This is a genomic window from Tunturiibacter lichenicola (assembly GCF_051013355.1).
Classification (GTDB): domain Bacteria; phylum Acidobacteriota; class Terriglobia; order Terriglobales; family Acidobacteriaceae; genus Edaphobacter; species Edaphobacter lichenicola_F.
In genome coordinates, this window is record NZ_CP132944.1 from 209570 (window position 1) to 232423 (window position 22854).

At 53.9% G+C, this 22854-nt stretch carries 10 protein-coding genes and 1 pseudogene; 8 read left to right on the forward strand and 3 right to left on the reverse strand.

Going from position 1 to position 22854, the window contains the following annotated elements:
• The first annotated feature begins 97 nt into the window (after positions 1–97).
• Together RBB82_RS00940 and RBB82_RS00945 are read left to right on the forward strand one after the other, a co-directional pair.
• On the forward strand, positions 98–3892 hold the full coding sequence (locus RBB82_RS00940) for a tetratricopeptide repeat protein (RefSeq protein ID WP_433973245.1): 3795 nt from the start codon (positions 98–100) through the stop codon (positions 3890–3892).
• Positions 3893–3947: 55 nt separating this feature from the next.
• Complete coding sequence (locus RBB82_RS00945) at positions 3948–5729, forward strand: CRTAC1 family protein (protein WP_433973246.1); 1782 nt, start codon at positions 3948–3950, stop codon at positions 5727–5729.
• A gap of 95 nt (positions 5730–5824) precedes the next feature.
• On the opposite strand, the gene RBB82_RS00950 is transcribed toward RBB82_RS00945, so the two are convergent.
• Complete coding sequence (locus RBB82_RS00950) at positions 5825–7564, reverse strand: tetratricopeptide repeat protein (RefSeq protein WP_433973247.1); 1740 nt, start codon at positions 7562–7564, stop codon at positions 5825–5827.
• 612 nt (positions 7565–8176) lie between these two features.
• On the opposite strand from RBB82_RS00950, the gene RBB82_RS00955 reads away from it, so the two are divergent.
• The 3 genes and pseudogenes from RBB82_RS00955 (at position 8177) to RBB82_RS00965 (ending at position 11531) form a co-directional block, all read left to right on the forward strand.
• Positions 8177–9178, forward strand: a complete 1002-nt coding sequence (locus tag RBB82_RS00955) for a LacI family DNA-binding transcriptional regulator (protein WP_433973248.1) — start codon at positions 8177–8179, stop codon at positions 9176–9178.
• Positions 9179–9636: 458 nt separating this feature from the next.
• Positions 9637–10308, forward strand: a pseudogene (locus RBB82_RS00960) (glycoside hydrolase family 36 N-terminal domain-containing protein).
• Positions 10260–11531 carry an alpha-galactosidase gene (locus RBB82_RS00965; RefSeq protein ID WP_433973249.1) on the forward strand — a complete coding sequence of 424 codons (1272 nt, stop codon included), beginning with the start codon at positions 10260–10262 and terminating at the stop codon, positions 11529–11531. Before RBB82_RS00960 ends, RBB82_RS00965 begins: the two are co-directional and overlap by 49 nt.
• Before the next feature lie 17 nt (positions 11532–11548).
• On the opposite strand, the gene RBB82_RS00970 is transcribed toward RBB82_RS00965, so the two are convergent.
• Complete coding sequence (locus tag RBB82_RS00970) at positions 11549–13120, reverse strand: alpha-L-fucosidase (RefSeq protein ID WP_433973250.1); 1572 nt, start codon at positions 13118–13120, stop codon at positions 11549–11551.
• A gap of 450 nt (positions 13121–13570) precedes the next feature.
• On the opposite strand from RBB82_RS00970, the gene RBB82_RS00975 reads away from it, so the two are divergent.
• The 3 genes from RBB82_RS00975 to metH all read left to right on the forward strand — a co-directional run bounded on the left by RBB82_RS00975 (position 13571) and on the right by metH (position 19713).
• Positions 13571–15343 (forward strand): CRTAC1 family protein, encoded by a 1773-nt coding sequence (locus tag RBB82_RS00975; RefSeq protein WP_433973251.1) that lies wholly within the window; start codon positions 13571–13573, stop codon positions 15341–15343.
• Between the two features lie 564 nt (positions 15344–15907).
• Positions 15908–17008: a homocysteine S-methyltransferase family protein gene (locus tag RBB82_RS00980; protein WP_433973252.1), complete on the forward strand. Its 1101-nt coding sequence runs from the start codon at positions 15908–15910 to the stop codon at positions 17006–17008.
• Positions 17009–17010: 2 nt separating this feature from the next.
• On the forward strand, positions 17011–19713 hold the full coding sequence (gene metH, locus RBB82_RS00985) for a methionine synthase (RefSeq protein ID WP_433975456.1): 2703 nt from the start codon (positions 17011–17013) through the stop codon (positions 19711–19713).
• A gap of 20 nt (positions 19714–19733) precedes the next feature.
• Here metH and RBB82_RS00990 read toward each other — a convergent pair whose 3' ends face one another.
• Positions 19734–22715, reverse strand: a complete 2982-nt coding sequence (locus RBB82_RS00990) for a pyridoxal-dependent decarboxylase (protein ID WP_433973253.1) — start codon at positions 22713–22715, stop codon at positions 19734–19736.
• Between the last annotated feature and the right edge of the window lie 139 nt (positions 22716–22854).

The following is a 22854-nucleotide window of genomic DNA, read 5'->3' on the forward strand; positions in this document are numbered from 1 at the left end:
GGCCGAAACACGGAACCCCTTTGAAATGACGTACTCCCAGACTAAAAGACCTTTTTTTACCCGCCGGAAACTGCTCAAAAGCCTGGGTTTGTCGTCCATGTTCTTTCGCCCGGCACCTTTCTATGCCTCCTCCTTTTTGTTTGGCGCGCCAGAGATCTTACGAGCTCCTGGTTCGGATTATTCCTTCGCCGACATCCGGCTGACACCGCATTACCCTGCAAAATCTCCTCTTGAAGATGTCCTCCGCCTGGTGACGCCTGGTTCGGATGAGTACATCACTGAGAGATACGCCTTTGAAATCGAACTACAGCTCAACGGGTGGAAGCGGGCTCTGGAGGGATCCACGCACGATCTTTCCGCCCTGTCTCGATCGCTGGATGCTTCCTTTCAAGCCTCGTCGCTGGTTCCCGTCGAGACGAAGACGCTGCGCTCTGGAAACGGCATCGAAACCTCAAGGAGACGGTTTGCCACAGAGGTCGTTGCTGGGCGCGAGCGATTTCTCCACGCGATCCAAGATTGGCTGCGACCGGTTTCGCGCGTCGAAACCGCGGAGTTCGAAGTTACAAGTATCGCTGAGATCGCGAGCGCGCCGCTCACGGTCCGTCTGGATATTCGGTATGACCTTGTCGGTCTTCGGAGCGATCAGCGCCGTGAGGAGCGGGTTGGATCGTGGCGCATGGAGTGGTCGCATGATGAATCCCAGCCTGTTGCCGATGCCTGGAGAGTTCGCCGATGGGAGGCCGGTGAAGAGATTCTGAGCGTCACGAACGGGGGCGCATTTGTAGACGTCACGTCTCGCGCCCTTGGTGGAGTGGAGTCGTATACGAGCCAGATGCTTCGCGGGTCTGACTATTGGCGCACGGTTCTAGATGGTGCGTGTGGGATTGATGTCTACGGCAACAACGGCATCGCCGCGGGTGACTTCGACAACGATGGGTTCGATGATCTTTACGTTTGCCAGCCAGCAGGCCTTCCCAACCGGCTGTATCGAAATCGGGGTGACGGAACGTTTGAAGACGTAACGGAACGATCGGGCGTCGGAGTGCTGGACAATACCGCATGCGCACTGTTTGCCGACTTTCGGAACACCGGGCGTCAGGATCTTCTGGTGGTCTGTGGGAGCGGCCCTCTGCTCTTTCTCAATGAAGGGGACGGAACGTTTGCTCTCAAGCGCGACGCGTTCAAGTTTGCGGGTGCTCCACAGGGATCGTTCACACATGCGGCTGTGGCCGACTACGATCGCGACGGCCGTCTCGATATTTACTTCTGCCTTTACAGCTACTATCTCGGGCTCGACCAGTACCACTACCCAGTTCCCTACTTCGACGCGCGCAATGGCCCAGCCAATCGCCTTCTGCACAACGAGGGGGACGGGTCTTTCGTTGAGAAGACCGAAGCGGCGGGATTGAACGTGGATAACAATCGTTACAGCTTCGCTTGCGCATGGGGCGAATCTGGTTCCAGCGGCGCGCCCGACCTCTATGTGGCCAATGACTTCGGGCGGAATAATTTGTATCGCAACAACGGCGATGGGACGTTCAGCACGGTCTCAGGCCCGGCGCACGTTGAAGATGTTGGTGCGGGGATGAGCGCGTGCTGGTCCGATTTTAACGACGATGGGAAGCAGGATATTTATGCCGCCGATATGTGGTCGGCGGCAGGCCAAAGGGTCTCAACGCAAAAGCAGTTTCAGGAGCGAGCACCGGAAGAGATACGAGCGCTCTATCGTCGTCATGCACGGGGAAATGCGCTCTATCGAAACGAGGGGAATGGGGAGTTTCAAAACGTCAGCCAGGAGGCTGGGGTTGAGATGGGGCGCTGGGCCTGGTGTTCAGATTTTTGGGACTTCGATCACGACGGTTACCCCGACCTCTATGTCGCTAACGGGTATATCACCGGACCGGAACGAAAGCAGGAAAAGAACGACCTTGGCAGCTTCTTCTGGCGACAAGTGGTGGCGAAGTCGCCTAATGACTCGACTCCCTCTTTGGCTTACGAGAGGGGATGGAATGCTCTGAATGAATTAATTCGGTCGGATGCATCGTGGAGTGGCCATGAGAGGAATGTAGCTTTCGCGAATAACCGGGATGGAACGTTCTCAGAGGTTTCGGGTGCGGTTGAGCTGGATTTTCCTGAGGACAGCCGTTCTTTTGTTCTTGCTGATCTCGATCATGACGGCCGACTGGAGCTCATTCTCAAAAATCGCAATGCACCGCAGTTGCGGATTCTTCATAACGGGATGAAGGACCTCGGCGACTCGATTGCATTTCGCTTGCGCGGGACTAAGAGCAATCGCGATGCAATCGGAGCAGCGATTACGGTCGAAGCAGGAACGCTGAGGCAGACACAGTATCTGCAAGCGGGCTCGGGGTTTCTGGCTCAGCATTCGAAAGAGGTGTTCTTCGGAGTTGGAAAGCCGGAGGTGGCGATTCAGTGCACGATTCGTTGGCCTAACGGTCTGTCTCAGAGATTCGAACATTTACCGGTCAACCATCGGATTGAATTTGAGGAGGGTGCGAACACCTTTACCGCGAAACCGTTCGCTCTGACAAACTCTTCTTACGCGCAGGCGGCACCGCCGCCCGTGTTAGAACCGCTGCCAACACAGGTAGAGACTTGGCTCATTGAGCCATTGCTGGCACCGGGATTTTCCTTGCCAGATCTTTCCGGTGAGATGCGAGAACTCCGATCGCTGCGCGGTAGCTTTGTGCTGCTCAACTTCTGGACGACAACGGCACCTCTCTGCCGCGACCAGCTGAGACTGCTTCATCGTCACGAGTCCACGCTTGCGGTGGGGCAACTCAAAATTCTGGCGGTCAGCGTCGACCCGAACGATAACGACAGAGCTCGCTCCTTTGCTGCAACGGAGCGATTTTCCTTCCCCGTTGTCTTTGCAACGGAAGATGTAGCGGGAATCTACAACATCATCTACCGTTACTTATTCGATCGCAGAAGGGATCTCGCAATTCCGACCTCATTTCTGCTGGATCGAGAAGGGATGATCGTTAAGGTTTATCAGGGACCGATTAGCCCTGAGCGCCTGCTTGATGATGTAAGAGCTGTCCCAACTACGGCGGGCGGTCGCATGCAAAAGGCGATGCCTTTGGGCGGAGTACTGTACCAGGGAGGGTTTCAGCGGAATGACTTTACCTATGGGGTAGCGCTCTATCAACACGGCTACCTCGAACAGGCCGCTGAATCATTTCAACAGGTCATCGCCGCTAAGCCGAATGATCCCGAAGGCTACTACAACCTGGGAACGCTCAACTTGCGGAAGAATGATTTCAAACAGGCGCGGCAGTACCTTCAACAGACCCTGAAGCTGCGTCCGGACTATCCGGAGGCCTGGAACAATCTTGGGATGATGGCTGCGCAGGAAGGCCATCCGGACGAAGCCATCCAAAGTTTTCAACAGTCGTTGCTTCTGAGACCGACCTATGCCATCGCGCTATTGAACCTGGGAAATGTCTACCGACGTCAGGGCGCTTTTGAAAAAGCGCTCGACTGCCTGAACCGTGCGCTTGCGATTGAACCCGACAATCCCGAGGTCAACTACAGCCTCGGCATGTTCTATGCTCAGCAGAGCCAGATGCAGAGTGCATCGGACTACCTGCAAAGGGCAATCGAACTGCGTCCGGATTATCCTGAAGCGCTGAACAATCTTGGCGTTCTCTTTGTGCGTGAGCAGAATTATGCGAAGGCGAAAGAACAGTTCGAGAGTTGTATCCGTCTTGTCCCAACCTTCGATCAGTCTTATCTTAATCTTGCTCGACTGTACGTGTTGCAGGACGACAAGGGGAGAGCGATAGAAGTTTTGCAACAACTGCTGAAGATGCAACCGCAAAATGCTGGGGCAATTCAGGCCATGGAGATGCTAAACAAAGCACCTTAATAGCCACGTCAAATGATGAGGTCCAAGGCATGGCGTGCCTTTATAATCGCAGCCTATGAATCTTCCTCGCCGGCGTTTTCTCGGCTCCTCTCTTTTTGTGCTTGGTAGTACGTTGGTTGAGGCTTTAGCGACTCCACTCTGGCAGTGGAACGATCCGACACTTGTAGAAGCCGCAACATCTAATTCCGTGTCACCTCAGGTTCAATTTGTAGACGTCGCGCAGAAGGCCGGACTCAACATTCCCAACGTGTGGGGCGGCGTCGACCACAAGCGATCCATCATCGAGGCCAAAGGAAGCGGACTCGCTTTTTTTGATTACGACCATGATGGATGGTTGGATATCTATCTCACCAATGGAAATCGGCTCGATACAAATTGGCCGGCTGGTAAGGTGCCGACATCTCATCTGTACAAAAACAATCGAGATGGCACTTTTACTGACGTCACGGAGAAGTCAGGATTGGGAGTGACCGGCTGGCAGACCGGCGTTTGCGTTGGCGACTACGACAATGACGGATGGGATGATCTGTTTTGCACGTTTTGGGGTCATAACATTCTCTTTCACAACAATGGGAATGGAACTTTTACGGATGTCACGCGCAAAGCAGGTTTACGTCAGGAGCAGATTCGCTGGGGCGCAGGCTGTACTTTTCTCGATTACGACAGAGATGGCCACCTTGATCTGTTTGTGTGTAATTACCTTAAGCTCGATCCCGAGAAGATCCCCGCGGCGGCTGATACGCACTTTTGCCAGTGGAAGGGCGTGCCCATCATGTGCGGCCCGCGCGGCCTTCCTGGCGATACAAACATTCTGTATCACAACAATGGTGACGGTACTTTCACTGACGTTTCAGAGAAGTCGGGCATTCTGAAACCTGGCCCGCGATACTCCATTACGTCAGTCTCTTATGACTTTGATAACGATGGGTGGCCCGATATTTATTTGGCGGTGGACTCTCAACCGAGCATCCTCTTTCAGAACAACCATGACGGGACGTTCACCGATGTTGCTGTCATGGCTGGTTGTGCCTATAGCGATGGAGGCCACGAGCAGGCCGGGATGGGAGTTGCCGTCGCGGACTACGACTGCAACGGCTGGTTTGACATATTCAAGACTAATTTTGCGGATGACACCTGCAACTTGTATCACAACAACGGTGACGGTACTTTTAGCGATGTCACGTTTGCCGCAGGCGTCGGAGTCAATAATCGTTACGTCGCGTGGGGATGTGGGTTTATCGACTATGACAATGATGGGTGGCAGGACATTCTTCAAGTGAATGGGCATGTGTACCCGGAGATTGATAATTACCACTTCGATCAAACTTTCAAGAACCCGCGCCTGGTCTACAAAAATCTCGGCAATGGACACTTCAAAGATGTCTCGTCGGAGATGGGACCCGGCATAACTGAACATTTCTCCAGCCGAGGCGCGGCCTTCGGAGACTATGACAACGACGGCGACATGGATGCGCTGATTTTAAATATGAATGATGTGCCATCGCTCCTTCGCAATGATGGAGGGAACAAACAGAACTGGATTAAGATCAAGCTCGTGGGGACCAAGTGCAATCGCACGGCTATTGGAGCAAGGGTGCGGATTATCACGGGCAAACATATCCAAATGGACGAAGTTAATAGCGGCTCAAGCGTCATGTCGCAAAATGACCTACGACTTCACTTCGGATTGGGAAAGGTTGATACCGTTGACGTGATCGAAGTAAGGTGGCCGACTACGCAGAAGATCGAAAAATTTACTCTGGTCAAAGCAAACCAGATACTCACCATTCGCGAAGGCGATGGCATCGTCAGCACTGTAAAACCGGCCTCACCGTAAAGTTTTGTCGATTTCTGGAATCGTAGCAAGTCTAAGCACGTTCTATAGAACGAACCAGCTTAAGACAAATTTGAGTACCAACGTTTGTTATGCCTTCATTGCGCCGGAGGGTGAACCGGCTGCCCTTGCAGAACAACCAGGAACTGCTTTATCTCGCGCCTCTGACTTTCAATAGCGTCCGCTTGCTTCTTTTCAATCTCGTCATGAAGAAGGAACTCACTTTTCGCTTTTGCTGACTGTCCCGTTCTGTCGTAGGCCACGCCGAGACGATAGTGAGCTTCGCCCAGCTGAGGGTCCGCTTTGATCGCTCTCGTATAGAAACCAATCGCTCTCTCATAATCTTGCTTTGAAGAATAAAGAATTCCGAGTTGGAGATAGGCGTCTACGCAATTGGGATCAATCGCCACGGCCTTGGTGAGCAGAGTTTCTACCTGTTGCAAGGACTGCTGATCAGGCGGCTGTTCCTGTCGTTTCCAAATAGTCATCGCATAAAGATAGTTCGCGACAGGATTTCCAGGTTGTTCTTGCACGAATCGCGCCAGTTTCTGTTCTATGCACGGTAGCCGCGTAGGTGCGGCGATCTCTATCTTCCCCATAAAGACATACGGTTCGGAGGCTGCTGGATTAAGATCAGAAGCTTCACAGAGTCGAAGAGCCGCCTCTTCGTAGAGCGCACCCGCAAACAGAGAAGCGCCGAGCGCAGTTAGCATTCGGGATGACTCTGGATACGCCTTTGCTCCATCTTTGAAGACCTCTACAGCCTGCCAGACTGCCCGGTGCAGTAATAGCTCTGAGCCCCATTCAAAGTAATTTTGCTCGCTCGGATCCAGACGAACTGCCCGCTCATCTTCCCTGACCGCAGCCAATGGATTGCCGAGCTTTTCGTCCAGTTCGCCCGCAAGGCGATGCAGGTCTGCAGAGTCGTTGTGCACTAATAGTTTCTGGACATGTTTGCTAGCCTGTGAGAAGTCACCCACCTCCCTATAAGCCAGCGCCAGATCGTATGCATTGCTATTCTCCGTCGGATCGATTTGATATGCAGTCAACAACAACGGGATAGAGTCCCGGTATCTGCCCGCGTGGAAATAGAATTCGCCAAGCTGATGATTCGCTTTGAAGCTCGCCGGAGCGCTTGCACGAGCGGCACTCAGTTGGCTCTCGGATTCTTGCCCTTCAACTTTAATGTCAGGTCGAGCAGCCCCGTTGGATCTGGAACTTTCAGATTTAAGTGTAAGAGTTTCACGCGCGAGATCTTCACTGGTTCTCAAAGCGGAATCCGATCCATGCCCTCCTACAGCTGTCCAGTCAACAACTCCCGCGATGGTGAAATTCGGCTGATCGGAAAACTGCATTGTCTGGGATGAAGACGGTGAAGATGGACTCGATTTTGGCTGCGCGTCTCCGGGGGATTCGAGAGTCAGATCGATAGTCTTTCGATCGCCCTTGATCTCTAATAGAACGGCGGTATTACGACTTCTTTGTCCTGACTTTTCGGCGCTGACTAGGTATTGCCCTGTTGGGAGAGCGGAAAACGTAAACGCTCCTGCAGCGTTGGTCTTAGTCTCCAAGGTCTCGGAAATATTCTTTTGTTCCAGCCTCACCGACGCGTCGGCTACCGAGCTACCCGCTCGATCGTGGACACTGCCTTGTATAGTGACTCCGTCTGGGTGCTGCTCGTGCGGTTGCTGAGCAGATGACATCGAAGCCAACATGGCGGTAAGGGCCACGACGGCTGCAAGAGCGACTGGGGAAAACCAAGATCTACCTTTTTTAAAGAGCCAGCGCGATCCGTGACGAGCATTCATGCTGGAATTGACTTCACTTACGTGGCGCATTTTACTCAGTTGCCTCTTATTTACTTGTCTTCCGCCGCGCATTCGTTAAGAGACCGCCTTGATCTTCTTGAATGACGATCTTCCCGTCGACCGCGGCCATGTGTGGGAGCATGATAGTCTCGTCCGCGTACCGCCCATTCAGATTAGCGTCAGGCGTGTGAAAGTGTCGATTTAAGAGACAAACCATACGTATACAGAAAAGCAACATCATAACCTAAACAAAAAGTTAGGCTTCCTGGCAGGTTTAGCACTGGGAATCTCTTAAGCTTTCAGTGATCTGCGTGCCTTTCTCGCCCTTTGAATGCAATCGGTTACAGTGAAAGCAAGATGCCGACCGAAAGTAGGCGCATGGCTGCGATATCCGAGGTAGAGTCAGATAGTTTTCTTGTATCTGTCACAACAGAGAAGCTCGACTCGAATGCTGAGTGATAACTTTTGATGTGCGCCAACACAGATGTACTACTCGCGCGGAATGAATTCTGCCGAATGAATTTTTAATGATGGGCTATAGTGACTGTGATCTCATGAGCTGCATGCGATGCACGCACTGTCAGTACAATTTGCATTCGCGACGAACCGAATACAGAAAGGTGATGGATAGCCACCCGATACGTGAACATTCGAGAAGTAGCAAAAAAAGCTGGGGTCTCCACAGCCACTGTATCCCGAGTCGTAAACGGAACCGTTCCTGTCAGCGCCCAAATTGAGCGCCAGGTTCGCAGCGCGATAAAATCCCTGGGCTACTATCCCAATACGCATGCGCGTACTCTAGGCTCCGGTAGAAGCCATATGTACGGCCTCATTATCTCGGATATTGCTAACCCATTCTTCCCAGATATTGCGAAGTGCTTCGAGCGAATTGCGGTCGAGCACGGTCAAGAACTTCTGATTGCGAATACCGACTACCAGCCAAAACGGATGCAGGTATGCGTCCGGCGGATGCTTGAGCGCAAAGTCGATGGCGTCGCCATCATGACATCGGAGATGGATCTCAAACTTATCCAATTACTGAACAGGCGTGGCGTCCCCATAGTCTTCCTCGACACCGGCCGAGTGGGACCGAATATCAGCAACATCTTTATTGACTACGTCAGTGGTATTGAACAAGCTATGGAACACTTAGTTTCCCTGGGGCACACAAGGATTGCTTTCGTGAGCGGTCCCCCGACGCTCGCGTCTGCAAAAATCCGGAGTGAGGCCTTCGTACTATCTCTGAAAAAGAAGGGGCTTAGGTACAGTGCCGACCACATACAAGTCGGCAACCATCGAATTGACGGGGGGCAGAGCGCCATGACACGGCTGCTGAAGTTGCGCATACCCCCAACGGCCGTGATGGCTTCAAATGACCTAACGGCGATCGGGATGATGCGCGCGATTCACGCCGCAGGTCTCCGTGTGCCAGAAGATATCTCGGTGATGGGCTTTGACGATATTGAAATAAGCACTTTTCTACAACCGCCATTAAGCACAATTCGTGTCCCACGCGCGGAGATTGCAGTAAGTGCTTTTACTGCTCTCTACGCGGCCAGCCATAAGCACGCAAACAATGGAACGGAGTATCGAATCTCAACTGAACTCGTTGTGCGACAGACGACCGGCTTAGTCAAAGGGTGATGGTTTCGATATGGTGCATCGGCAATCAAAAATTGCGGTGAAAGATGACACCATGAAATCGGTTACATCATTTCTCGATTCTTAGATGCAATGAAGCTTGTCTCTGAATTTGTCTATGAGAAGGGGATGCGAATGAAGATTCAGTCGACCGTATTGAAGGGTCTGGTGCTCCTGGGGTTTGTTATCACATTCTGGCGCCGAAGCTCAGACTTCTACGTCGATCCACTTTGATGCGCAGACTAAGACCTTTCGCATTGATGCCGCCGGGATAACTATGCGTTCGGCGTGAACGCGCAGGATCAAATGCAGTCTATCTGGGGCGTTCAGATCGGCAAAGAGGACCTGACCCTCCAACCGACGGCAAAGGCGGCCGTCGCATCCTTTGATGGTTCGGCGACAACAACACCATTCGAGTACGTAGGTTGGGGGGCGGTCTGTTTGTCGAACCGGAGCGGAAGGTGAGTTTCCCCGATGGCAATCGCGATACTGTGCTCCACTCCGTGTCACACACCATCAAGGCAAACGAGCTTACCGTTACACTTCGAGATACCTCACGGGAGTTGTTCGTCGACATGCACTATCGCGTGGACGAGACGACAGGTATTATCGCGCGCTCCTCATCGATCATCAACCGAACTCAGGAGCCGCTAGTCATCGAGCAGGTAGCCGCTGCTACTTGGAATCTCTCGCCGGGAACAGACTACTTTCTTCGCTACCTGACTGGCCGATGGGCAGGCGAAGACACCATTCAACATTAGAGGATTGTTGCAGGTGAAACAGTGCTTGAGAGTCGGCGCGGGTCGACCGAACATCAGAACAACCCATGGTTCGCAGTCGAACGTGGTGACCAAGCCGATGAAGATTTTGGCGAAGTTTGGTTCGGAGCGCTTGCGTGGAGTGGGTCGTGGCGCATCACCGTCGAACAGGATCAAGTGCGAAACATCCGCATCAATGGTGGATTCAATTCGTTCGATTTTGCTTACAGCTTGAAGCCTGGCGAAAAACTTGAATCCCCTGTTTTCTATGGAGGTTTCTCGAGAGAGGGGATCGGGGAGCGTCGCGGCTGCTACATCATTTCGAGTTGTCCCGCGTTTTGCCGCAGGCGCCGAACCCCAAGTTCCGTCCTGTGATTTATAACTCGTGGGAGGCCACTGAATTTGCTGTCAATGAGGCTGGCCAAGAGGCATTGGCGGAGAAGGCAGCACGCATCGGTGTGGGGCGGTTCGTCATGGACGACGGCTGGTTTGGACAGAGAAAAGATGATCACGCCGGATTGGGCGATTGGTATGTCAATCAACAGAAGCTCCCGAATGGCCTGAAGCCAATGATTGATAAAGTGCATTCTCCGGGAATGGACTTTGGCCTGTGGGTCGAGCCGGAGATGGTCAATCCAGATAGCGATCTATATCGTAAGCATCCAGATTGGGTGTTCAATTTTACTGGGCGTCCTCGCAGCGAGGCACGCAATCAACTCGTCTTAAACCTTGCGCGTCCGGATGTCAGAGACTACGTCTACAAATTTCTCGACCGACTACTGAGTGAGAATGACATCGCGTTTTTGAAGTGGGATTACAACCGAAATTGGTCAGAGCCGGGTTGGCCCGCAGTTGGCGTTACTTCCGATGAGCAAAAGAAAATTTATGTCGCGTATATCGAGAATCTCTATGGCATTCTCAGTGAGGTGCGGGCGAAGCATCCCAAGGTAGAGATCGAATCATGCTCAGGTGGCGGTGGGCGTGTCGATCTCGGTATTCTTTCGCTGACAGATGAGGTATGGCCATCGGATAATACAGACCCATTTGACCGATTGCGAATTCAGGATGGATTTAGTTATGCCTATACACCAGGTGTAATGATGGCCTGGGTTACGGACTCTCCTAACTGGGTAAATAACCGGACAACTTCGCTGAACTACCGCTTTTTGTCTTCGATGCAAGGATCGCTCGGTGTCGGCGCAAACCTGGACACCTGGAGCGCCTCAGACTTCGAGACAGCGAAAGGTCTTATAGCTGCATACAAACAGGTTCGCGAGACAGTGCAGCACGGTTCGCTCTATCGTTTGATTCCGCCGCAGGAGGGGAGCGAATACTCAGCCACTGAATCTGTTTCGATCAATAAGCAACAGGCAGTTTTGTTTGCATTTCTGCACTCCAGTCAGATGGGCTACCCCTTCCCGCGGATCAACCTTCGGGGGCTTAATCCAATGACGCAATATCGAGTAACTCCGATTTCGGGATCACTCGCAAAAGACACGCCTGTCGTTGCGTCTGGAAGTTACTGGATGGGACACGGAGTGGAGGTAGACCTCCGAGGTGATATGCAGGCCGCGGCCTTTAAGTTTGAAGCTCAATAGTCCGCACCCAACAACGGTTAGTGCTTATCATCCTCAAAGCTAATCCGATACACAAAGGCATACTTACCGGGTGCTTCTGCCGGTACATGGATATGTAATCCGTTAGCCTGCTGGACAAAGGTCAGTTCAGCAGAAGTCCCGAGGAGATTTACCGCACTTACCTTGCGAGCACCAACGACGTTGCCGCTTAAGGTATGAATGATTGCTTCGCCTTCCGTCGGCCACGCCATTTCGATGGCATATAGGGTCTTCCCTTTTGTGGTGAAACGGAAGTCATACGCTGTGTACGGCTTGGTTTGCGTATCGTGGAACGCTCCCGCTTCTACCTTGGTCGGCCCTTCGCCGAAGTTTGTCCAAGGGCGCGTACCGTAGATCGCATCGCCATTCACTTTTAGCCATCCACCAACCTCAAGGAGTACCTGTTGAACGGCCTGGGGGATAGTGCCATCAGATTTCGGCCCGACGTTCAGCAGCAAATTGCCGTTCTTGCTGACTATGTCGGCCAATTGCTGCACGATAAATTCGGGGGTCTTGAACGTGTCGTTCTCGATGTAGCCCCACGACTTATTACTTACCGACGTATCTGTCTGCCATGCTTCGGGAAGAATGGATGCCGACTGCCCACGCTCAATATCCAGCACCGTAGACGTCTTCTGCATATCAACCAGTTTCGAGTTGATGATGCCAATCCTTCCGCGCTTTGACGATTCGTTGTAGTAATACGCAGCAAACTCGGCCAGGTACGGTCGCACCGAAGGCTGGCCAATCCACCAGTCGAAGTAGATCAGGTCAGGGTGATACTTCTGCACAATCTCCGCATTTCGCGCGAGCCAATCCTTTGCGTAGGCTGGCGACACATAGGTCCAGTCCTCTGCCAATGACGCTCCATCATCGCCCAGTCTCGAGTGAGCTGGTCCGTAGAACGCAGCATACTGTGGATCGTTCACATCAGAGTTCTCCTTGCGGCCTCCGTCGAGGAACCAGTCATGTTCAATGCGGTGAGAGGACGCGCCAAGGTGCAGGCCTTCAGCGCGAACCGCAAGCGCTATCTCCCCCGCCAGGTCGCGGCGCGGACCCATCTTCTTCGCAGTCCAATCTGAGAGATCACTGTCATACATTGCGAATCCATCGTGATGTTCGAATACGGGAACGACGTACCGTGCACCGGATTCCTTGAAGAGCTTTGCCCAGGCCTGCGGATCGAAGTGTTCGGCCTTGAACATCGGCAGGAAATCCTTGTAGCCGAATTTAGTCAGTGGGCCGTATGTCGCTACGTGATGCTTATTGACTGCTGACCCCTCCTGATACATCTCGCGCGGATACCACTCGTTTCCAAACGCAGGCACGGAGTAGAGGCCCCAGTGAATGAAGATGCCGAACTTTGCGTCGCGATACCAGTCCGGAGCGCGATAGTTGGCCAATGATTGCCAGTCGGGCTGAAAAGGTCCCTCTGTCGACTCCCGCTCCACTGTGGAGAGCAGGACGTCGCGCTGCTTATCGTACTTCGAACTTGCCTTCTGCCACGCTTCATCGATCTGCGTTGCGCTTTGCTTGGCGGTGACCGCGTCTTGCGATGGCACCTGCGCCATAAGGTGCGAGGAAAGGAACCAGCCAATAACAATGCTAAGCGCAAGACGATGTGATATTAGTTCTCTACTGCGTGACCTGCTTGACTGATTTTCTTGAGTGCTAAGCATTGTTTGGTCTCTTTCTTAGAGGACTTCTAAGGTTTGGAAAGCTCATTTGCGATGCATAACGAAGATCTAAAACTGGAACGTCTCCGGCAGGCCAATGGCCTCGATAATTACGTCAAGACGACGGCCATCGGTAAGCTCAACGACTCTGGGATGTCTCGAGACAAGTGCTGCATTCGGATGCTCCCCTTCATAACCGCACTACTGCCCCATACTAGGCGACAAATCGACAAAATGATGTATCGTTTTTTGGCTTAAGTAAATATACAAATGACTATTGGGAAAAGTGAATACCAGTGTTCAACGGCACCTGCGTCTTTGGACCGTTAGCTGATAAGGGGATCAATGCGGAACACAATCTCGCCCGGTTCGCTCGCTCGCGTTTTTGCGAGTAGCCTCTTGTTTTTTTGTTTCTCAGCTTCGCCCCTTGCCGTCTTTGCTCAAGTGCAATCCACAGCTAACTCAAGGTCGAATGATTCTTCAACGCATGCAAAAACTGCCTCTACGCCTGGACGTTTTATCGACATTACGAGTAAGAGCCATGTTGCTTTCACCGCACAAGCCTCACATACACCGAAGAAGTATCTCCTCGAGACAATGGGGTCTGGAGTCGCTCTTTTCGATTACGACAACGACGGGCTTCTCGACATCTTTTTCGTTAACGGAGCACCACTAGCCGACCCCACGTCGAAAGAAACTATTCCGCAGAAGGCCGGCCCTAAATATTGGAATCGTCTTTTTCATCAAAAGAAGGATGGAACGTTCGAAGATGTTACCGGAAAATCCGGCCTGCAAGGGATTGGCTATGGCATGGGCGTCGCAGCGGGCGATTTTGATAACGACGGATATGAAGATCTCTATGTGACGGCATACGGAGGAAATCGCCTCTATCACAACAATGGCAATGGAACCTTCACGGACGTGACCGACAAATCCGGTACTGCTGGTAGTGGGTGGTCCACATCTGCAGCCTGGGTCGATCTGGATAACGACGGGCTTCTCGATCTTGTCGTTTTACGCTATTTGAAATGGGATTTCGATGATGTTTGGTGCGGAGAACATAGGGATGGTTATAGGGCATATTGTCATCCCGACATCTTCCCTGCTATCTCTCCTCTCGTCTACCACAACGACGGAAATGGGCATTTCACTGATGTAACAGCTAAGGCTGGATTCGATAAGCCCGGTAAGGGGCTTGGAGTTGCGATCGCCGATTACGACCGCGACGGGAAGGTCGACATCGTGATGGCGAATGATTCGATGCTCGAGTTTCTGTACCACAACAAAGGTGATGGCACTTTCGAAGAGGTCGGCCTGACTGCAGAGATTGCAGTTGATGGCGATGGGAAGACCTACGCCGGCATGGGCGTTGATTTTCAGGATTATGACAACGATGGGCTGCCTGATCTTGTCATCACGAATCTTGCGAATCAGAAGTATGCTCTCTATCGCAACAGTGGAGATTCAAGCTTCACCTATGACAGTTATATGAGCGGTATTGGCGGCATGACGTTGCTGCACTCCGGCTGGGGAATTCGATTTCTTGATTATGACAACGACGGGCGCAAGGACCTGCTTATAGCTCAGGGCCATGATTTGGACACCATTGAATTGAACTTTCCTCAGCTTCGGTACAAAGAGCCGATGCTGCTCGCGCACAATACTGGCAAGGGATTTGTTGATGTTTCTGCGGATTCGGGGGACGTATTCCATCACGCGTGGGTTGGGCGCGGGATGGCTATTGGAGATATCGATAATGATGGGCGCGTCGATGCTGTCGTTACTACGAACGACGGATCTGCGTATATCTTGCACAATGAATTGGTGACCGGAAATCACTGGATTACTCTTTCGCTTGTTGGACATCGCAGCAATCGCGATGGAATAGGCGCTCTGATTCGGGTCAATACTTCTGCGGGTGCGCAGTATGTTACGGTGACGACCGCAGGGAGTTATCTCTCTTCCAGCGACAAACGCGCGCACTTCGGTCTTGGGACGGATAGTGTTGTGAAATCCATTGAGATTCATTGGCCTAGCGGCATTGTTCAGAAGTTGAATGATGTCCGCTCCGATCAGATCCTTACTGTCGATGAGACTGCAGTTTCGGCTAAACCTTGAGGTTTGCCGGGCACCGGTTTGTTTGGATTCGTGATTTTTCGGCAGCTTGACCTGACTTGAAAGAAGAGTTTGTTGCGGTATTTTTTGCGGTGTGCGTTTGTGTGTTTTTGCTGGGGTTTTGAGGAAAGTGAGTGTTTATACGTGGTGTTTTGATGGTCAATTTGTGGTGATATGCGTGGTGAATGTGGTGCTTAAGCGGCCATGTTTTGCGGCGTGAAAAATGTGACACGGATTTCAGGTTTATTTTCGGGACTTCCCGTTTGGGATTGGCTTGTTCAGCCATGACCTGTTGACGGTGGTCCGAAACCCCTTGGTGGACGGGCGGTCAGATGGTTCAACTTCGCCTTTGGTAAGGCGGTAAGTGCGGACTCGTGGGAGCGTGTCGCGGCGATGTCCCGGATTTAGCGGGTTGGAGTTTGAATCTCCTCGCGCTTGACCGAATCACTATAATGAAGGAAGCGCCCTACCGTACCGAATGTGTCCTATGCGTTGAGGTCAGGAGACCAGGACGCAGGTTGAACCACTATTGTCAGAAAACGCCAAGTGCAAGCAAATCAGGGAGTTATGACGAAATTCGACAGACATCCGCTTGAAAAGATCCTCGATAACCGAATTGCCATCATCGATGGGGCGATGGGCACGACGATCCGCACCTACGGCATGTCCGAGGCAGACATCCGTGGTGAGCGCTTCAAGGACTCAGCGAAGGACCTGCTGAACAACGGCGACATCTTTTCTCTTACTCAGCCGAAGATGATCATGGACATCCATCGCCGGTTCCTTGAGGCTGGAGCGGACATCATCGAGACGAATACCTTCGGGGCCACGAGCATCACACAGAGTGAGTTTTTTGTGGAGGATCCGCGGGAGCATGGCGGACGGAAAGATCCCGAGTTCTACCAGAAGATCATCGACGATAAGTTTCTCGGAGACCTGGCGTGGGAGATCAATGAGCAGTCGGCGCGGCAGTGCCGCGAGTGGGCTGATCGCGTCGGGAATGAAACATCGCGTCAGCGATTTGTAGCTGGGGCTATTGGGCCCCTGACTGTGTCGCTCTCGAACTCGCCTGATGCGGATGATGCAGGTTTCCGCGTGGTCACGTTCGATCAGGTAAAGACTGCCTACGCGCAGCAGGTGCGGGCCCTGATCGCTGGTGGTTCCGATCTTTTGCTGGTTGAGACGATCTTTGATTCGTTGAATGCCAAGGCTGCGCTCGTCGCGATTCGTGAGGTGTTCGATCAGGATGGTACGAAGTTGCCGGTGATGATCTCGGCGGCTGTGGGACGCGGTGGCGAGACGCTGATCTCCGCACAGACCACGGAGGCGTTCTGGAATGCTGTGCATCATGTGAAGCCGCTGTCGGTAGGGCTCAACTGCTCTCTCGGACCTGATCTGATGTATCCATTTCTGGAGGAGCTCTCGGAGAAGGCGGACACGGCGATCTCGTGCTATCCAAATGCAGGTTTGCCGAATCCGCTCTCAGAGACAGGATTCGATCTGGGACCGGATGACATGGCCCGCTATCTAAGCGAATTTGCAAAGGGCGGCCTGATCAATATTGCGGGCGGCTGCTGCGGAAATACACCTGAGCACATCGCCGCGATTGCAAAAGCGCTCGAAGGCAAGGAGCCGCGAAAGCTCGGCCAGATTGAGGTTGCTGCGTGAGCGTGACCATCGAGGCAAAGCCTCTTCGTCTGTCCGGATCTCAGCCATTCACCCAGCAGTCCGGCGTGTACATCATGATCGGTGAGCGAACCAACGTTGCCGGTTCGCCTAAATTTGCGAAGCTCGTTAAAGAGGGCAAGTACGAAGAGGCAGTAAGCATTGCCCGGCAGCAGGTGGAGAACGGCGCAAACGTCCTCGACATCTGCATGGACGAGGGCATGATCGACGGTGCCGTGGCTATGACGCGCTATCTGCAGTTGCTGGCGAGCGAGCCTGAGGTCGCCAAGGTTCCCTTCATGGTGGACTCCTCGAAGTGGGAGGTCATCGAGGCGGGACTGAAGTGCCTGCAGGGTAAAGGCATCGTCAATTCTATCTCGCTGAAGGAAGGCGAAGAGAAGTTTCGCCAGAACGCTGCGACGGTGCTGAAGTATGGCGCGGCGGTGGTGGTGATGGCCTTTGATGAGCAGGGGCAGGCTGCGACGTATGACGAGAAGATTCGTATTTGCGAGCGCGCTTATCGAATTCTGGTCGACGAGGTAGGTTTTCCGCCGGAAGACATTATCTTCGACCCAAACATTCTTACCGTTGCGACCGGCATGGAAGAGCACAACAACTATGCGGTCGATTACATCAACGCGACCCGCTGGATCAAGGCCAATCTGCCGCACGCCAAGGTCAGCGGCGGTGTCTCGAACATCTCGTTCAGCTTTCGCGGCAATAACAAGGTTCGCGAAGCCATGCACTCGGCATTTCTCTATCATGCGATTGCAGCAGGCATGGACATGGGCATCGTGAATGCCGGAATGCTTGAGGTGTATGAAGAGATCGAGCCTGAGCTGAAGGTACTGATCGAGGATGTGCTGCTAAATCGCCGTCCAGATGCGACGGAGCGCCTGGTGGATTTTGGTGAAGCGCTGAAGCATGTTGGCACGGTCGTCAGTGAGAAGAAGGCAGAGGAGTGGCGTCACGGCTCGGTCGAGGAACGTCTCTCACACGCGCTGGTCAAGGGCATCGACGCGTACATTGAGATCGATACTGAGGAAGCACGCGTTAAACTAGGCCGTCCTTTGCTGGTGATTGAAGGCCCGTTGATGGATGGCATGGGTGTGGTGGGCGATCTGTTTGGATCCGGCAAGATGTTCTTGCCACAGGTTGTTAAGTCTGCCCGCGTGATGAAGAAAGCGGTGGCGCACCTTACGCCGTTCATGGAAGCGGAGAAGGCCGCGCTGGAGGCATCTGGCCAGATAGTTAAGGCGCAGGGAAAGATTCTGCTTGCGACGGTTAAGGGAGACGTCCACGATATCGGCAAGAACATCGTCGGTGTTGTGCTGGCCTGCAATAACTACGAGGTCATCGATATGGGCGTGATGGTCTCCTCTGAGAAGATCCTCGAACGTGCCAAGGCAGAGAAGGTGGACCTGATCGGTCTTAGCGGGTTGATCACGCCATCTCTCGATGAGATGGTGCATGTGGCTCGGGAGATGGAGCGTCAGGGCTTCAAGTTGCCGCTGCTCATCGGTGGGGCGACCACGAGCCGGAGACACACGGCCGTCAAGATTGCACCGCACTACAGCGAGCCGGTGGTCCACATTCTGGATGCCAGCCGCGCGGTGCCTGTGACGACCAGCCTTCTGAGCGATGAAGGTAAGCCGGCGTTCGTCGTACAGCATCGTGCCGAATACGAGGCGCTTCGCAAGGCTCACGCCGCTCCGCGTCTGCAGGTCGTGTCGCTTGCGACTGCTCGCGCAAGGCGAACTCCGATCGAGTGGCGTGCCGACGATCTGCCAGCACCTGCATTTACCGGCGTGCAGGTGCTGGATAAGTTTCCTCTGGCGACACTTCGCGAATATATTGATTGGTCGCCACTCTTTCACGCCTGGGGGTTGAAGGGCGTCTATCCGCGCATCTTTGAGCACCCCGAGCAAGGCGAACAAGCGCGACAACTCTTCGCCGATGCCAATACCCTGCTGGATCGCATTATCGAGAAGAATCTGATTACTGCACGTGGCGTGTATGGGTTCTTTCCTGCCAGCGCGGTGGGCGACGATGTTGAGCTTTACACGGATGAGACGCGCGGTAAAGTGCTCGAGCGATTCCATTTTCTCCGACAGCAATCGAACAAGGAAGGTAGCGAGCCGTGCCGGTCGCTCTCTGACTTTATTGCACCGAAGGAGACGGCGCTGCACGACCACATCGGCGGATTTGCTGTAACGAGCGGGATCGGCTTGAAGGATTTGTGCGATCAGTTCAGAGCAGAGAACGATGACTACAACGCGATTATGGCGGAGGCCGTTGCAGATCGCCTGGCGGAGGCTTTCGCTGAATGTCTGCACAAGCGGGTGCGTGATGAGTGGGGATACGGTCTCGAGGAAGGCTTGAGCAATACGGATTTTATTGAAGAGAAATATCGTGGGATCAGGCCGGCTGCAGGCTATCCGGCGTGCCCGGATCACACGGAGAAGGGTCCGCTGTGGCGGCTGCTCGATGTGCAGGCGAACACCGGAATGATGATTACGGAGTCGTTCGCAATGTGGCCCGGTTCGAGTGTGAGTGGGCTTTACTTTGCTCATCCGGAGTCGCGCTACTTCAGCCTCGGGAAGATTGACCGCGATCAGGTTGCCGATTATCACGAGCGCAAGGGGATGAGCGTGGCTGAAGTTGAGCGTTGGCTCGGGCCTAACCTGAACTACGATCCTTCGGAGTAGCGTGCACGTGAAGGCGGCCTCTATTTAGAACTTGGCGGACCTTTTATCGCTCTGTCTCTTAACATTGTCCAAACGGCACGATAGATCTTCTCCACCGCAGATCGACGATAGTCCCAGCGCTGATCTTTATCGGGGACAATGACCGCCATGGTTGCGTTCGCTTCGAATAACTGAACCTCGCCCCGTTCGGTCAGACCGAAGTCGATTCCGCCATAGTCCAACCCTAGCGTCCGTTGAATCTGCTGAAGCGCAGCTACGGCGCGCTGGCCTAAGACGCCGTCCATGTCTGCGAGAAACGCGGCATCCTCGGCGCGATGCTCTGGACAATCCGCCATATCGGCGCTGTAGTAGTGGATCTTCCAGTTTCCTGAGATCGCAACATGCAGCGGATAGAGCTTGCCATCAACCATCATGACGCGATATTTGCGGGAGTTGCCATCGGCTCCGCGGGCATCAAGATACTGGATGACGAAGAGGTCATCTCCTGGAAGTTCGTTGACTGCAGCGGCCAGGTCTTCGAGGACTTCGACGCGGAGAAAATGTTCACCCCCATGAAAGCCTGGCGATCGAAGCAGGAGCGGAAAACTGAAGCCGTGGAGAGCCAACGTCGCAGCGGCATCGGAGGCAAGAAGCTGCTCACGCGACAGGGTGAGCGTCCGTGCGGTGATCAGGTTTGGGATATGAGAGAGACGCTGCATGATCTCGCACCGACCTGTAGCGAGCACTGCCGCTGGTGGATTGATCACCGGAGCTTCTGTGTGCGCAAGAACTGAGAGTGCTCCGGTGAGCGCCGCAGAAGCACCGTCGGCCTCGCCGATCGCATTGACGACGAGGTGGTGTGGAGGCAGGACCGTATTGGGATCGTAGAACTCCGTGGTGACGAGAATTCGTTGGAAGGCACGGTCGCTGAGATAGTCGTCGGTGCGGATGTTACCGCCAGTCGTGGAGACGAGCTCGAGTACGATGATTGGCGATTTCGTGCCACGATAGGGCGTTACCACAACACAACGATCCTGAAAGGCCTTGCTGCGATGCCATGTGGCGCGCTCAGGATCACCGAGATGCCCAAGGACGAAGGACAACCCCGCGTGTGCGGGACGATAGTTGGGATCGACTCGCAGCGCGTGCTCGAACTGGTCTCGCGCTGCCTCATGTTCGCCACCTTTGATCATGAGATTGCCCAGATTCGCGCGGCAAGGAGGGTGGTCAGGATGATATTCGATTGCCAGTTCATAGAGACGCCGCGCCTCAGAAGTCTCTCTGGAAGCAAGTAAGAGGTTTCCCAGACACTTCAGTGCGTCTAGATGTGAAGGTTCGCGAGCCAGCAGGTCAAGGTAAACGCCGCGGGCCTCCTGGAGCCGACCGGTTTGCTCAAGGAAACAGGCTCGTTGAAACAGAAGAGTGGTCGAGTCCGGTTTAAGCTGCAGTTGTGTCTCCACCGACCGTAACGCCAGTTGCATATTTGTGAGGCTTCCATTCTCTGGCGTTCCGTCCGTTGACTGGCGCGACACAGAGTTGCCTGCGAGCGCGCGGCCCAATGCCAGGGTCTCGTCAACCAGCGTTCTTATCTCCACACGACTGGTGCGGTGGTTAACGATGGCGACGCGGATAGCAACGCGGCCGTTCAACCTGGTTGTCGACGGGGCAACACTGCCACACTCCTGGAGTTCGACCACGATCTGTTCGTTGATGCGATCGGAGTCCTCAGCACGATAGCGGAAGCAGACGATATTAAGTTCGACTGGAGCCAGCAGTTCGAGCTCGGAGCTATCAGCAACCAGCGCTTCCAAATACCGCGCCAGCTCGCAGGTCTGCGAGATCACAGCGCCGATGGCCTCCGTCCCGTGAACCTTGAGGGTGAACCAGACCTTCAGTGCGTGGAAGCCTCGCGAAAGATCGGGCCCAAAGTCGCACGGCCATGGGGCGCCGGCAGCGAGCCCGCGAATCTCACGCTTCAAGTAGGCGGGCGAGAATTCGAACGACCTCCGATGGAGTTGGCCATTTCGTATCAGCACGAACCCGGAGTCATATGGGACCTGTCCCCACTTGTGAAAGTCAAATGCAAGTGAGTCAGCGTATTCAATTCCTTTCAGGCGCGAGGCAAGATCGGGAGCAAGAATTGCCAGAGCGCCATAGGCTCCGTCTACGTGAAACCAGAGCTTTTCGCGCTGACACAGGTTGGCAAGCGCAGTGAGATCGTCGATGGCTCCTGTATCGACCGTCCCAGCACTACCGACAACAATAAATGGAGTAAAGCCATCTCTGCGATCTTCACGGATCGCCTGCTCGAGAGCTTCGACGTCGATGCAGTGACGATCGCTGGTTGAAATAATCCGCAGCGCATCGCTGCCAAGACCGGCGAGATCCAAGGCCTTTGCAAGACAGCCATGCACTGCAGCAGAGCCATACGCTGTCAGCCGCTTGCTGCCGTCTGCTGCGATTCCCTGCTGCCGAACCTGAAAGCCGAGCTCTACGTCACGCGCTACGACCACGGAGATGAAGTTCGCCATCGATGTGCCAGTCACAAAGAGCCCTGTAGCTCCCTGGGGAAAGCCAAAAAGCTCACGCACCCAATTGACGACCTGACGCTCCACCTCGACGGGTGCGTGATCACGGCCACCGAGATTTGCGTTCAATCCAGCAGCCAGCATCTCCGCTACCATGCCAACCGGTGTCCCTCCGCCATGCACCCAGCCCATAAAGCCTGGGTGAACGTTGCCAGCGGCAAACGGCAAGATATTTTGCATGAACTCGGCGTGAACCATGGCAAGATCCGTCGGCAGCAGAGGTACATCTCCGCGGAGCTGCGCGCGCAGGGGGTCCGGAATAGGCTGCCACACGGCCCGTTCGCGGATGTTCGCGATGTAGTCGATCATGTCATCGAGCATCCGGTGCGCTTCCACGCGAAAGCCGGTCCAGTCGGACGGGTCGAGCGATATAGGCATACCCACCGGAGCGCCTGCGCCTCTATCTAAACTGTTTGGATTTGCTACGTGAGACATTCACTCTCCCGCGTCCGCGCAATCGGCCGCGCGTTAACAGCCAGCAAGCGTCTGACCAAAAACGCTCGACGTTCTGATGGAGAAATTAGTGAACTCTCATAAGTCTTTCGCTCGGCTTCCGAGCTCCGTGTCTGATGAT